The sequence below is a fragment of the Cellvibrio mixtus subsp. mixtus J3-8 genome, assembly GCF_000766945.1.
Lineage (GTDB): Bacteria > Pseudomonadota > Gammaproteobacteria > Pseudomonadales > Cellvibrionaceae > Cellvibrio > Cellvibrio mixtus_A.
In genome coordinates, this window is record NZ_ALBT01000083.1 from 25,658 (window position 1) to 39,540 (window position 13,883).

A 13,883-nucleotide genomic window follows, 5' to 3' on the forward strand; every position below is an offset into this window, starting at 1 on the left:
TTGAATTAACCTTAATTAAGTTGCGGTATCGGTTGACCTGAGACTGAACAGCTGAGAAATATGTTTTTGCACCCAGTGATATCCAATATGCTCTTGCTCCAAACGTAGTCCGGTTTGGATACGGTTATCCCGAAGATGGTTATATAAGTCTAGTTCTTCAGGGGTCAACTTGTGCAGATCTGCTCGTTGAGGTTTATCCTCGATTCCCCATAAAGATTTGTGAGCTTCGAGGGTCGTTCTGTCCATAAGGAAAGATTTGACATGACTGAAATGGCCGCGTAGTTGATTTAAAATGGCGAAGCCATGAGTATCAATATCTCCCCAATAATGAATGGCACATTGTTCCAGCCATTGAGCTTTTGCTAATGCATCCCATCCATATCCAGAGCCAAAAATAGCAATTGAGGCTGGTAGGTTAGGTAATGCTAAAAAATTGATTTCATTTTCAGTAATTAATATTTTCTGAACGTTAATCTTCAGTTGGCTAAAGCTACTGACATCCAGTGTAATATCTGGACAAGAGATGCCTGTAAGTGCTTGAATTTTAGGATCTAGAATACGAAAACGAATGCGTATGGGCTTCTCTAAAAAACCATAGCGGGCTGCGAATTGGCTGGTACCGCTCTTGGTTGTGTCTATGTGGCTTGCGGGTATAACTAGATCAAGTAGCTCGGAGAGGACAGGGCGGTGCGATTCGATAAATTTAGTGCTTATTAAAGGTATATCCACTTGGCGCAAATAAATTTTCGGCAGTGGATGTGTGCTGATCCAATTCACTATGGCTAATAAATGTTGCCACTTGTTTGCCAGCTCGACTGCCAGCAGCGGTCGTTTTTCCAACCAAGGTAATAGGCCTGGGCAATCTTGATGAGTTTGTTCGACCAATGATTTAAATATATTCCTCTCTTGCTGTTTATCAATGAGGTAGAGGGCATCATCAATTGAGTCGATCCATATGCGCTGAGGGAGTCTTTGTAACCCTTGCACAGGATGGCGAACCTCTCGCCATTCCACTCGCAGCGATCTGGTGTTTGCCAATTCTGCGATCCATTTACGTACATCTTCGAAGCGATTAGTGATGTCCGTTGATGAAGGGCTTTTGATTTTCAACGATAATGGAAATGCTGTGTTTCCCGTAACGTCATCTCGTAATAAGTCACCGTTGTCCCAAAACCGTAATAATTGAGTTTTTATATCTTTAGGTGTCGTCCACATTATTCTGGAGCCCTAGGTAGGTTGGTTACATCTTTATTTTTTTGTTCTCGATATTCTTCGATGGAGAGGTTGCGTAATTTTGAAGCTCGACCACCTTCGTTGTGTACAAAGCCTACATTGGCAACAAAGGGTTCTATGATGTGAATTTTTTGCAGTGGGGTAACAATTAACAATTGCAGATTAAGTTGTCGGAATAATTTTAATCCATATTGCGCAGATTCATCCGAGCCGCGCCCAAAAGCTTCGTCAATGACCGCGAAACGGAACGAGCGTGAGCGCACTGCGCCCCATTCCAGTCCGAATTGATGGCCAAGCTTGCCGCAAGAATGGTATAGGCCAATTTTTCTTTTTGGCCTCCTGATTTTCCACCTGAGTCCGAATAGTGCTCATGCTCGGTGTCGTCTTCACGCCAGCGCTCACTGGCAGCAAATAAAAACCAGTTTCGCACATCGGTAACTTTCGCGGTCCATCGGCGATCCTGTTCTGATAAGCCTTCGCGACCTCGGAATCGATCAATAATGGCTTTGACCTGCAAAAACTTTTCCTCTGAATATTGTGCATCGTTGATATCTTCAATAGAGCTTGTGAATGCACCCTCAGTGCAAGCGCGTAGTTCTTGTTGGAAATCGCGAACCTCAGCGTCGGGGCTGGGTTGTGATTCTAAAACTATGTAACGTCCAGAATTGTAGTCGATTCCTGCAAGTGACTTGTTAATGTGCGCGATGCGTTCTTTAATTGTTTCTCGCTCCCGCGCCAATTGCGCATTAAAGTTGGCTATTTCATTAATAGTGTTAACATTGAGCAGTTCTTTAAAGCGATTGAGAAAACGTGGTAGATCATCTTTATTGAGTTGTACTAGTAGATTCTCGTACTCGTAAGTAGCGTCCAGGCTGGCATCGATTTCGGCTGTTTCCAGTTTGAATTTTTCTTTGAAGAAAGACATGGCTTTAATAATTTTTTCACTTAATCGTCCTTGTGCCTTAGTTTCATTATCAATTTTATTTTGTATCCAGGCTCGCATATCCTGTTCGCGGTTACCGCAGGATTCTACAGTTAATTGGTGCTCGCCCAGCGCTTCGGCACGCATAGTTTCCAGTTTAGCTAACGACAATTCTTCTACAGTAGCCTCTTGAAGTAAATCAGCTGTTTGTTGGTGAAGCTCCTGAGCATCGGTATGTTTTTGTTCCACTTTGGCGCGCGTATCTCGTGCTGATTGGAGTTCAGTTACAGTACCCTTTAACGTTTGCTGCAATTCTCGCAGATTGTCATTCAGCTGCTTGAGAACATCAGACGCTTGCTCCAGCGCTGAACGCTCATCTTCAAGCCGTGCGATATTAGTTGCTACGCTAGTCCAGTCAAGCTCTTCAAAGTTCGTAAACTCTTCAAGGCGCGCAAGAGTTTCGAGTCGACTTCGTAATTGCTGGCGTTCGAATTCTATTTTATTGATCTTTCCGCCCAGATCGCCCAAGCGTTTTTCGAGCTGACGGCGTTTTACCTCCAGCGCGACAATTTTTGCACTGTTGTTCCAGCCGAGCACATAATGGCTGTCATCCTCAATGCGGTTACGATCATCTTTTTCGTGCCTCCCACTAGGATCTTTAATTTGGCCCGCCCGTGTTATGGCACGTACTTCGCGCCGAAACTGTTCTTGGGTCGCACAGCAGGCAACATCGAATCGATGTGTGAGCTCTCGCTCTAGCCAGTCGTAATAGGGGGAATCGAGTTTAATTGCTAGCTTGCGGACTAATGAATCACGGTGTAAGTCAGGCATTTCGCCCGATTTGCGTGGTCGCACATGGAAATATACTAAGCGACCACGCAAATGGTTGTTATCTACCCATTCCGCAACAACTTTATAATGTGCATCAGGTACTAGAAGCGAAAGCCCGAAGCTACGCAAGAGACGTTCTGCCGCTCCTTCCCAATCACGTTCTTCTTCGCGTACCTGAATAAGTTCACCTGCGAAAGGCATGTCATCCGCATTCAGCCCCAGTGCGGTACAAATCGCAGTGCGTATCCGGATGTGCTTATCTTCAATTTTACTTGTGCGATTTTTGAGGCTATCGATTTCACTTGATAGTTGATCATGTTCTTTTTTTCCATCACGCATGATCATGGCTTGCTCAGTTAATGAGTTCTGTAAATCAGCATCGAGGTTACGCGCATCTTCGCGCCAAAGTGTAAAATTCCCGCGTTGATTTGCAAAATTCTCTGCATCCATTGCTATCGGTTCACCTAATAAGGTGGCAAGGTCATTGTAGCGTTGTGCTTTAATCTTGCGGGTATCTCGTAATTGTTCTTTCTTGCGAATATCGGCGGCGAGTTTTTCTAGGCGGTCACCACCGTTGTCATTAATTGCCTGTTTCAGCTCGTCAACTTGGTTACTTTGTTCGTCGTGAATACTCTCAAGATTTTGTACTTGTACATTTGCGCGGGTCCAGTCTTCGGTCAAAATATTCAGGCGCTTGTTTAGCAAGTTCAGTTTTAACTCAGCAAAGTAAGGGCGAAGGTGTTCACGGCAAGTGCGCAAGCCTTCGACCTCTGCTACAAGCAACTGATGTCGGTTGCAATCTGCAACGAGCGGTGTTAACAACTCAATTTGTTCTTGTGCTTTGAGTACAGCTTGGTGAGCACGGCTAAGATCATCAAAATGCGTTATTAGTGCTTGTATTCGTGGAGCAACTTCAAATGGTTCCAGCATGTGGCTGCGTACAAATTCGGTAAGGTTTCCCACGGATTTCATCGATACGGTTTGATGAAAAAGCTCTAGCGCTTGATCGTTCTCAATACCGAATCGGCGGCGAAACCAAGCAGCATAAGGAGGAAAGCTGTCATTGATCTCTGCACCTGCATTACGCAATTTTTTACGCAATTGGGTGATGTCTGAACCAAAGTTAGCGAAATCAGTGGCAATAGATAATGCCTTTTCTGCCCCCATAAAAAAACGTGCCGGTTGTCCTTGAGAGTCTTTCATCCAGAAAACTTGTGCCAGGCTCACCGTCTGGTCATAGCCGGCGTTATGGAATACTCCCAAAATGACAGAATAACCATTGTTATCACGCAAACTAACTGGTTTTGCTGTGCCAGTAATTTCGCTGCGTTCAGATTTATAGTGCCCGAGCACGTAAGAGCGAAGCGTTCGTTCTTTGTTGTCGGCACCAGCGGCCTTGTTGTAGGCGATACGGTTTGCGGGTACAAGTAGCGTGGTAATGGCATCAACTAAAGTAGATTTACCGGAGCCTATATCGCCAGTGAGCAACCCATTTTTACCTTCCAGCTGTAATGTCCACACTCTGCTGTCAAAGGTTCCCCAGTTGAAAACTTCCAATCTCTGTAGGCGAAAGCCAGAGAGGGTATCATCGGCTACGAAGTCCAATCCTAAAACTTCCGGGTTATTCATCTTGTGCTCCCTCTTTGTTGGAGCCTGTGCCCGACAGCGCAGATTGGTAGATCGCTAATCTTGCATCAAATTCGGCTAACCATTGTGCATCGACAAACGCTTTTAGAATTCGGCGAACCTCATAGCTGTTGGGGCCAGAAGTGGCGCCGGAGGCAGGTTTGAGTTTGTGTAGAAAGCCTAGCTCAACGACTTTGGTGATGGTATTTTCGATCTGATCAATTAGTTTTGCTTCATTGGGTCCATCGGGAAGAAAAACACGCACTAGTTCTACTATTTCATCGCGGCTGAGTACCAAACGTGTGTCGCCACCGCTGGCATCAAACTCTGCCAGTTTTTTGCGTAACAGCGCGAGTAGTAAGCTGACTGCAAATGATAGGGGGCGGCGCACAACCAATCGGGGCAGATGGGTTGAGGGTTTATCGTCGGTTGGGTCAGGTCGACTTTTCAAAAAGGCGTAACCTTCAGCTTCATCCAGGATCAGGTCAAGATTGAGTATTGCCACATAGTCACGTACTCGAGCTTGCAGCTTCAGTAGCGCTGCCCAGAGGCGTTCATCGCCGTCACGATAGAGTACGTTTTTAAGTAAATTGATTAGCAGTATTGATAAATCATTAGCAGGAGCCTCGGTGGGGGCTGCATATGTGGTGTTCGAGAATTCTTCCATCCCTTGCCTCATCGTTTGTTCTTATTTAACGATATCTTAGCGTGTGAAAATTATCCTGGGTAACTGGGCACTACGGGTAAATATCACGCCATCTATTGCCAAGGCTTGCCATTGGATTGGTTCATTTGTGCTTTCATCGACCACAGTTGTGAAAGTCTCACTGCCCAACTGCAAATAAACCACTAATTCAGCTAGTCCTTGCTGCAAGGGCTGGCTGACCACCAACTCACTCAACGTAATTTGGGCTTTATCTTGTAGGGCGTGACGAATGTGACGTGTGAGTCGTGCTTTGTCCACTACCACCTGATCGAAGAGCGCTGATGGATCAATATCCTCATCACCTACTTGCAGCGCAATATTAGCGATGATTGGCTTGATTGTTGGTGTGAACAATGGCCGCTCCATCGCTAATTCTATATCGGCTTTGGCTTCAGCCATTTCCATAATGACGCCTTCAGGCGGTACTTCCCGTAGCGCTAAAGCTTTACTTTCGATACTTTGTAGAATGTCCATGATGCGGCGGTTTTCCAACCACGCTTGATCATCCAGAAATCTGCGTAATTGCTGTGATAAGGCAGCAACGGTGCGTTGGGTGTGTTCACCCGCTTCCATCCAATCATAGTGAATTCGCCGTGTGCGAGTGTCGGGGTTCAGGTCACTTACAGCTGGCAAAGCGAGTACCCGATCCAACAGCTCGGTCAGCTCTTCTTGGCGGCGGCTTGATAGTAAAAACTCCCAGAATGCGCGGAAGCTCTTACCTTGATCAGAGTCAGCAATCGCATCTCGTTCCCCCATGATGTCTTCCAAGAGTTCGCCTTTACTGCCTTCCCAGAGAGCAATGCGCTCGCGCACTCGTCGATCAAGTTGGCGGAAGTTATATTCTACTTCTCGAAAATCGGTCAACAGGTCCTTTGCGCCTTGTATGAACTGTTGAAAACGATCCTTCAGCGCTGTGTCATCCAATAACGGAGCATCGCCCGCTATAACGCGGGCAATCTCTGTGTCTATTTCATCACGGCGTTTGTGCAGTTCGGCGATGCGCTTGGCTGGGTCTGTCTCGCTGCCTTCACTCATTTGTTTGAGCAGATCAAATAGTGTGAGCAAGCGCGATTCGGTACCAATGAACTGCCGTTCGTTCAGTTGTCCCAGCCATGCAATTGCCCTTTCTGTGGCTGGTGTCAGATCAAACTGTGCTTCATCTGTGCCTGGTTTGTAGAATTTGCGTAACCAACCCTTGTCGGGTGCAGCCCAATCATTGAGGTAGTCAAGTCCTGATCTGGGGAATGCGTTTTCACCAAGTTGTTGGCGCAATGCATAAAGCTCATCTTCTAATAGCTCAGCCAAGTCCGCTGCCGCTATCAAGCGGACATTTGGCTGTACAAACACTCGGTACAGAAAACTTGCTACCAATGGGGCATGATCCGAACACAACAACCGCCATGCCGGGTGGTGAGTGCGTAAGTTGTCGAGGGTAACAAAGTCCAATAGGTGCATCCTTTATCCAAATTATGACGCAATATATTTTTCAAATTAGGAGTGTGATTAATAGTATCAGTGGAATCATCTTGGCCATTACATTCAATTACAGCAAAAGCTTAATACAGGGCAAATATGTGGTTGAAGTATTAGTTGAGGAGTTGATCAAAAGTTACCTAACCTGTTGATTGAGGTGTGGTGCTATGTTAGCCTTTTCTGGCGGTTGCGTAACGCCGTGGGCCGGACATCCCGCTATCCCCATTTTATGGCATCTGTCCTGATATATTTTTGATTTTTTGACTAATAATCTTTTACCAATCTGCAGGCTCACTGTTTATTTGGCTAACGGGGAAGGCTAATCATCTTAAAGAGCTTGCATGTTTAAAAGGTTATTATCATGACAGAATATAGTTATACCATCTCTATTGAAAATGCCCATCGCACAATCGAAACTCTTCACAATCAACTTTCAGAACAACACGTAAAAATCAAAAAAAGTGTTCTGAAAGAAGTCATTTCTTCTTTGCTCGGATTTGATACGTCCAATGTCTTTGACTCGAAGATAAAGAAATACAAGGAAAGACAAGAAGCACAATGTGCTTTTGATCATCGCGGACACCATAAAGACGTTCGTGATCTTGTGTTAAAAAGTATAAAGAACCCTTTGAAACTCTATGATTACTTTAAAAAGTATACAGGTTTTACCACGTTCATAAAATTTTACGAAGATTTCGAGGTAACAGGAGGATATAGATTCAAGGAGAATGATGTTTTGTTTGCCAAGGATAAATATAGCGCGATAAAAACCGCGCTCAATTGGGATGCAGTTACTCAAATCGAGTTCAAGCACTGGAAAGATGAAGATTTCGATGATCTGCAAGATCAAGACGGTGGCTATTGGCTTCTTACATTTATTGGAGATGGTGATGAGCAATATCTTGGAAGTTTCGGAGAGAATTATTTGTGTTCTTCCCGAGATCAATATGCTTACATGAATTCACCCGATATTCCTCTTGAAAAAATAACTGAGTTTTTTATTGACGAAATGATGCGGGGCGAAACGCCATTTTTTCTGGACAATAGAGAAAATTTTGATTTATATCTGCGGGAGTGTATTAGCGAAAACTATGGAGAATCATTCTCCGCCACCACTGAAAATGAATATGTTAAACATATTGAAAAGTTCCTTCCTTACCTTGGAATCGATGAGATAGTCAGTATGGAGGTTGGCGATGCTCCATTAGCTTTTCTCAAAATATTAAATAATTACGGCGCGTGTTTTGATGCCCCTGCGCTTCTTGATAATGCGCTCGCTGCGGGTGATCTAGATGTTTGCTACTATTTATTAGGGCAGGGAAGTAGCATAAAAAATCTATTTGCACGTAGGTCGAAGCATAGTGATGTTAGCTATTTTCATGACAGGATAAGCTGGTTTTATTGTATTTATAGTGCCGATGCTATCGAGAAGGAAAAGCTTTTCGAAGATACAAAAAAATACTACAGAACAGCAAAAAAACTAGGTATACCCATTGATAGTTTGGATAATGATGGATGCAGTTTACTTCATCATGCCGCAGGGTATGGATTTGGAGGGCTTTATGAGTTTTTTATCTCTCTTGGTGCCGATGCAACACTAAAAAACAAAGAGGGTAAAACACCTGAAGTGATTGCACAGGCGGCGGATAAAGAAATCGCGGAATCTGAATCAAAATTTGAATCTATTTTCGATCAAATTTTCAAGAAGCACGATTGAGGCAAGTGATTTCTTTTAGTTCATGGCGGGGGAGCTTTTCCCCCGATTTTAAATGTCCGCTAATTTACCGATAAGAAAATCAAAAATCTGATAATAAATTTACATTACTCAATCTTGTTGTTGACGTTTTTAGATGGGTAATTATCATAAATTTCCAACATCACCTCAGTAGAAATTTGTTGTCCCATACGCCCGCGTTTTACATGTCGGTGTTCAAATGAAATTGCACCTTTGTCCAATAATAATTGTTTAAATTGATCGATATATGTCTGCTCGAATTTACTGTTGAAGGTATTGAAGAAAACAACATGCTTACCCTGGAAATTATTATTTTCCACAAATGCCCAAATGGGTGGGGCAGGGCTGTAGAGCCAAATGGGTGAGCCGAGATAAATAGTGTTGTAAGCCGAAAGGTCAATTTGCCTGGGGCTTATCTCGGTGCGAATACTGCGCGCATCCTGCATGGCATTCGTCCAACCTTTAAGACCAAGTTCGTAATCTGATGCTTCTAGGCGATAAAAATCCGCCTGCCATTGCTGCGCAATATGTTGTGCTAACACTGCGGTATTGCCCGAACGGGAAAAAACAATCACAGCAGTTTTTGCTTCCGATTGATTGACATTTTTTGCATGCGCTAATTTTTCGGCATTATCACGCGCTTGCTGCTTTTCAATGTATGTAACGGCAATTGGTACCATCGCAATTGCCGTTAAGAGTAAGGCGATTCCAACAATAATCCACTTGAGCATCTGCGTCCTCACTTTACATGAAATACGGTTTATCGCCGTCGCTGTTGGGTTTATTCACGCCCAGATTTTCACCCAGATGCAATTCGGGATTGATAATAATGTTGCTGATTAACTCGCCCACACTCTTGCGTGATACTACGGTGCCTTTGAATGGTTCGCCTTTGGTAGTGATTTCATAATCCACTTCGTTTTCATCCGTTAACCAAGCTGGGCGCAGAATGGTGTAGTCCAAGCCGGACGCCTCAATGAGATCCGCTGTACGGCGATAAGGTTTGAGGTCTTCACCGATAATCGCGTGGTTCCATTCGCCAAATTTTCCGGGTATTTCGTTGTAGATGCCTAGCGATAACACGAACACCAGGCGTTTTACACCTTCGGATTGCATGGCGGTGATAATGGCTTGTGCTTGTTTATCGAGATCGTCACCGATCAGGTTGGCATAAACGAAATTCTGTCCAGCCATGGTTTGTTTGAGCAACTTTTTGTCCAGCACATTGCCGATCACCACTTTGGCGTTCGTGGGCTCTCTACCAGTGAGCTTTTTGGGATTGCGCAGCAGCAAGGTCTGGTTGATGTTCTGATCATCGGCTAGCGCCTTAACTACCCATTGCGCGATTTGGCCGCTAGCGCCAAGTATGAGCAGGTTATTCATGATGTGATTCCTGTTTCGAATTCAGAATGGGAATGGCCGCAGTGTTTATGCCGGTATTACTACCGTTGCCGCTGCGGCTTTTGCTTGGGCGTGTTAATCCGAAAAGTAGCCCAAAGGAGTTAGTCCATATACTTGGCCAGGAATGACAACACTTTCTGTGGATGGCGGCCAAACCAGTTGTAGCCATCACCGAACCGGCTAGTCGTGCCTTCAATCCAATAAAGTTCTTTATCGCTGGTACCCAAAGCATTGAAGGTGCGCTCTGCATCTGATGGATTATTGATGACTGCATCTTCCAGAACTTGCCACATCAGGATGGGAATATCTTTTACATTCGGTGCCCAGAGTGCGCCGGACATATCAGCGGCAGCGAAACCGCCCAGCTTCAATAACTCCAGATCGATCAACTCCTGATACTGCGATATGCTTTGGTAACCAGAAAGTTTTTCAAACACGGATGTCATGTTAGGTACCAGCGGGCTGGCCATACATTTCACATTCTTGAATAACTCCGGATGCTTGGTGATTGCCGCGTACTGCGAAATACCACCTAGGCATTGACTGAAAAGAGCGACATCCATTTTGCTCAGGCGCGGGTGGGCATCGACAAATTTCTTCACTCCTACGCAATCGCGCCATTCCCATTGGCCGACACCGCTAACACCGTTATTTGCTGCACCGCTTTGCCCGTGGTTGCGGAAATCGTAGGTCAAAACGTTGTAACCTGCATCGGTCAGGTGTTTGTACTGGATAACGAAATCAATCTCGACCGCTTCGACGAAGTTGCTCCAGGGCTCGCCCATGTGGCCAGGGTAACCCGCGCGGCACATCGGCAGGGCATGATTGAAAATAACGAGTTTGTTGCTTTCACCACCTTTGGCCGGGATGTACCAGGCTTCGAGTGGAGTGCCATCATCCGAGGGGATGGACAGGTCGTACCAGCCAGTCATGCCGTATTCGTCGGGATTTTTGAAGATAAAACTGCGCGGCATTTTGATCATACCGGCCAGCGCTTTGACTTTAGCGTGATCATCGGCAGAGATGGTTTTTTCCTGTTCCAGGGCTTTTTGCATTCTTTCTTTTGAAATTCCAGTCATGATGGTGACTCCTAAAAATATCTAATGGTGGGTGAGAGTGGCATGTTTGCGGTTGGAGTTGCATCACATGCATGAACCCATCTTAGGCTCGCTATTGTGTTGGATAAATAGGCTTTAAAAGACATAAGTCGTTAGTTAAACTAAACAATATGCCTATACAACCATCAACACTCTACGTACTGACTTGGTTCGCCCACATTGCCCGCCACCGTAGCTTCACCAAAGCCGCTACGGAAATGGAGGTCACGCGGGCGGCTTTGTCACAACACCTGAAAGGGTTGGAGCAGCAGCTGAATGTACGTTTAATCAATCGCACCACACGGGATATGTCGCTGACGGAAGAGGGGCAGCGTTTACTGGATGTGCTGCAACCTGCGTTAGCCTCTATCGAGAAAGCCATCGCGGAATTGGGTGAGGCGAGTGCGGAACCCTCGGGGTTAATCCGCATGAATAGTTCACGCATCGCCGCACGGCTATTGATCGAGCCTCATATGGGAAGGTTTTTAGCGCGCTATCCCAAACTGCGGTTGGAATTGGTGATGAACGATGGCTTCTCCAATATTGTTGCCGATGGAATGGATGCGGGTATTCGATTGGGCGAGAGTTTGGACGAGCACATGGTAGCGGTGCCCATTACACCGCCCATCGAAATGGCGATTGTTGGTTCACCGGCTTACTTTGAACAGTATGGTGTTCCCAAAACGCCAGAGGATTTGATAAATCACAACTGCTTGGCTTATCGCTTTACTTCCAGTGGCACGATTGATCGCTGGTCATTTACCTCGTCGGATGACCAAACAAATACCCTCGTGTTTGAGCCTAAAGGTAATGCCATCTTCAATGATGACGAGAACATGCTTAACGCGGCGGTGCAGGGCGTGGGCTTGATTAAGTATCTGGATATTTGCGTTCGTAAACATCTTGAAGATGGACGGTTAGTGCGAGTGTTGGCACCCTGGTGTCAGCCATTTCCAGGTTTTTATCTCTATATTCCATCGCGTGCGCAAATGCCAGCCAAAATCCGCTCGCTGATGGATTTTTTGATTGAACAGCGAGAGCAGCTTGTGATGGAAATCCGTGAGAGCAATCTAAAAAGAAATTAAAAAGAAAAGGGTTCGGTACTCTTCATTTTAAAGGCTATAGGACGATTGAGTTCTATTGTACGTAAGCTATCCGTACGTGTTGATCTGGAGGGTGGTTTGGTTGTATCATTTTTTGTACGGGTGTTTTCCGTACAATTTCACTATATTCGAGGTATCCCATGGCGACATCCCGCTTAGACATGCGCCTTGATGAGCAAATTAAGGCCAAGGCTGAAAAAGCCTCAGTATTGCTGGGCCATAAGAGCCTGACTGATTATGTTGTTAGTGTACTGAATGAAAATTCGACCAAAGTCATAGCCCAATATGAATCCATGACTGTAGAAAATGATGTTTTCGATAGATTTATGGATGCATGTAATAAGGCCAGCAAACCCAATTCCGCACTGACAAACGCCGTTCAATTTGCCAAAGAACAGGGATTTAAGTGAGTTATACAAAAGAATTTGTCAGCCTGGATAAAACAATCCATGACAGAGAGTCTTTTGATTGTGGTGAGCCTGAATTAAATAGCTTCATTCGAAGCCAGGCTTCAAGACTTATGGATGCGGGCATCAGCAAAACTATGGTGTTGCCTGCATCCTTATCTTTACCGAATGGAAAAGTGCCTATCTGTGCGTTTTATTCCATTGCGCCATCATTAATAAAGCGTGAAGACTTACCAGAGGGGATCGCTAAAAAACTACCTCGCTATCCTATCCCGGTATTTCTTCTCGCGCAGTTAGCAGTGCACCAGGAATTTAAAGGTTTAGGGTTGGGTAAGGTTGCTCTTGTGAATGCGCTTGAATACTTCCACAACATTAGCGCTCATATGCCAGCATATGCTGTGGTAGTGGATTGCCTCAATAAAAGTGCAGAAAGCTTTTATTTAAAGTATGGGTTTCAGGAATTGTGTAAATACAACGAACGCTCCCGATTGTTTATTCCCATGAAGCAGATGTCTGAGTTGTTCGGATAATGTTTTAGCCTCTCTCTCCAATGAGGAATTCCATTTTTACTGAGTTATGGATTTTATTTTGGAAAATGCATGCGATAACCTTCATTGGTAAGAGGGGGCGCTTCTGTGCTCAAAGCGGACTAAGTCCTATTTTAATTCGAGTCTGAGCTTAATTGTCTCTAGTCCTAATATGGGATATCTGTTATGAGTGAAGATATGAAAAACAAAGGAATGCCGATATATTTGGATAATACTCCAAGAAATATTTCTGACTCGTTAGAGGCTGTTGAGGTGGATTCTTGGTATCCTTCAAATAGTGCTTCCCAAAAATTATGGCGATGTTTGGAGTCTTTAAGAGATTTAGATGATCTTTTAATTGATTCGTCGAATCAAAAAAATTCTACGAAAAGAAAAAGAAAGTTAAAGATTGCGCTAACTCCTTTACATTCTTTAATTATATCTTTAGATGATCTTTGCAATAATATTCAATGCAATGAGGAAACTCGTGGGTTGTTAGATGATTCAAAGGTTAAGGAAGTGTCAGAGATACAAAAAATATATTCTCGTCTTTTGCCTCACGATCACAAGTCAAATATTACAACTGCCAGAAATAAGCTTTCTGCGCATGTTGATAAAAACATATTTCCGTTAGAGGCTCAGAAAATTGGTGGAGTAATCACTTCTAGTGAGTTTGGGCGATGGCTGCATATTTGTTTGCATTTAATTTTAGATTTAACAAAGCTCGATATATATCAGTGGTCTTGTAAGTCTCCAGGTAAAGAATATGTGGACTTCCCAGACTTTACTAGACACCCGAAAGCCTCATAATCTAACTTCAAG

At 44.5% G+C, this 13,883-nt stretch carries 12 protein-coding genes; 5 read left to right on the forward strand and 7 right to left on the reverse strand.

The genetic code is table 11. The annotated features are described in order from the left end of the window. Positions 1-15: 15 nt before the first annotated feature. From A596_RS04685 to A596_RS04700, 4 genes are all read right to left on the reverse strand, one after another. A complete protein-coding gene (locus A596_RS04685; protein WP_200882866.1) occupies positions 16-1,215 on the reverse strand; it encodes a Wadjet anti-phage system protein JetD domain-containing protein in 1,200 nt (399 codons plus the stop codon). Between the two features lie 199 nt (positions 1,216-1,414). Beyond that, a complete protein-coding gene (locus A596_RS04690) occupies positions 1,415-4,615 on the reverse strand; it encodes an ATP-binding protein (protein WP_200882867.1) in 3,201 nt (1,066 codons plus the stop codon). After that, on the reverse strand, positions 4,608-5,279 hold the full coding sequence (locus A596_RS04695) for a DUF4194 domain-containing protein (protein ID WP_052417238.1): 672 nt from the start codon (positions 5,277-5,279) through the stop codon (positions 4,608-4,610). Before A596_RS04695 ends, A596_RS04690 begins: the two co-directional genes overlap by 8 nt. Positions 5,280-5,315: 36 nt before the next feature. After that, the gene (locus tag A596_RS04700; RefSeq protein WP_039912997.1) at positions 5,316-6,773 is read right to left on the reverse strand and encodes a DUF3375 domain-containing protein; all 1,458 of its coding nucleotides are present in this window, start codon (positions 6,771-6,773) and stop codon (positions 5,316-5,318) included. Between the two features lie 379 nt (positions 6,774-7,152). On the opposite strand from A596_RS04700, the gene A596_RS04705 reads away from it, so the two are divergent. Continuing rightward, positions 7,153-8,508, forward strand: coding sequence for an ankyrin repeat domain-containing protein (locus tag A596_RS04705; RefSeq protein WP_039912998.1), 1,356 nt, complete (start codon positions 7,153-7,155; stop codon positions 8,506-8,508). A gap of 104 nt (positions 8,509-8,612) precedes the next feature. Here the strand turns inward: A596_RS04705 and A596_RS04710 are convergent, their stop codons facing one another. The 3 genes from A596_RS04710 to A596_RS04720 form a co-directional block, all read right to left on the reverse strand. After that, positions 8,613-9,257: a flavodoxin family protein gene (locus A596_RS04710; RefSeq protein ID WP_039912999.1), complete on the reverse strand. Its 645-nt coding sequence runs from the start codon at positions 9,255-9,257 to the stop codon at positions 8,613-8,615. A gap of 13 nt (positions 9,258-9,270) precedes the next feature. Then, positions 9,271-9,909 (reverse strand): SDR family oxidoreductase, encoded by a 639-nt coding sequence (locus tag A596_RS04715; protein ID WP_039913000.1) that lies wholly within the window; start codon positions 9,907-9,909, stop codon positions 9,271-9,273. A gap of 119 nt (positions 9,910-10,028) precedes the next feature. Beyond that, positions 10,029-11,006, reverse strand: coding sequence for an alpha/beta hydrolase family protein (locus A596_RS04720; RefSeq protein WP_052417239.1), 978 nt, complete (start codon positions 11,004-11,006; stop codon positions 10,029-10,031). 149 nt (positions 11,007-11,155) lie between these two features. On the opposite strand from A596_RS04720, the gene A596_RS04725 reads away from it, so the two are divergent. From A596_RS04725 to A596_RS04740, 4 genes are all read left to right on the forward strand, one after another. Continuing rightward, positions 11,156-12,109 (forward strand): LysR family transcriptional regulator, encoded by a 954-nt coding sequence (locus A596_RS04725; RefSeq protein WP_039913001.1) that lies wholly within the window; start codon positions 11,156-11,158, stop codon positions 12,107-12,109. Between the two features lie 158 nt (positions 12,110-12,267). Continuing rightward, a complete protein-coding gene (locus A596_RS04730; protein WP_039913002.1) occupies positions 12,268-12,537 on the forward strand; it encodes a type II toxin-antitoxin system TacA family antitoxin in 270 nt (89 codons plus the stop codon). Beyond that, entirely contained in the window at positions 12,534-13,064 is a 531-nt protein-coding gene (locus A596_RS04735; protein ID WP_039913003.1) for a GNAT family N-acetyltransferase, read from the forward strand. The genes A596_RS04730 and A596_RS04735 overlap by 4 nt, the downstream gene beginning before the upstream one ends. 183 nt (positions 13,065-13,247) lie before the next feature. Beyond that, positions 13,248-13,871: a hypothetical protein gene (locus A596_RS04740; protein ID WP_039913004.1), complete on the forward strand. Its 624-nt coding sequence runs from the start codon at positions 13,248-13,250 to the stop codon at positions 13,869-13,871. Positions 13,872-13,883: the final 12 nt, after the last annotated feature.

Excerpts from the sequence above, each read along its gene's own strand:
- A596_RS04685 (WP_200882866.1), bottom strand. The coding sequence starts at position 1,215 with ATGTGGACGACACCTAAAGATATAAAAACTCAATTATTACGGTTTTGG.
- A596_RS04690 (WP_200882867.1), bottom strand. The coding sequence starts at position 4,615 with ATGAATAACCCGGAAGTTTTAGGATTGGACTTCGTAGCCGATGATACC.
- A596_RS04695 (WP_052417238.1), bottom strand. The coding sequence starts at position 5,279 with ATGGAAGAATTCTCGAACACCACATATGCAGCCCCCACCGAGGCTCCT.
- A596_RS04700 (WP_039912997.1), bottom strand. The coding sequence starts at position 6,773 with ATGCACCTATTGGACTTTGTTACCCTCGACAACTTACGCACTCACCAC.
- A596_RS04705 (WP_039912998.1), top strand. The coding sequence starts at position 7,153 with ATGACAGAATATAGTTATACCATCTCTATTGAAAATGCCCATCGCACA.
- A596_RS04710 (WP_039912999.1), bottom strand. The coding sequence starts at position 9,257 with ATGCTCAAGTGGATTATTGTTGGAATCGCCTTACTCTTAACGGCAATT.
- A596_RS04715 (WP_039913000.1), bottom strand. The coding sequence starts at position 9,909 with ATGAATAACCTGCTCATACTTGGCGCTAGCGGCCAAATCGCGCAATGG.
- A596_RS04720 (WP_052417239.1), bottom strand. The coding sequence starts at position 11,006 with ATGACTGGAATTTCAAAAGAAAGAATGCAAAAAGCCCTGGAACAGGAA.
- A596_RS04725 (WP_039913001.1), top strand. The coding sequence starts at position 11,156 with ATGCCTATACAACCATCAACACTCTACGTACTGACTTGGTTCGCCCAC.
- A596_RS04730 (WP_039913002.1), top strand. The coding sequence starts at position 12,268 with ATGGCGACATCCCGCTTAGACATGCGCCTTGATGAGCAAATTAAGGCC.
- A596_RS04740 (WP_039913004.1), top strand. The coding sequence starts at position 13,248 with ATGAGTGAAGATATGAAAAACAAAGGAATGCCGATATATTTGGATAAT.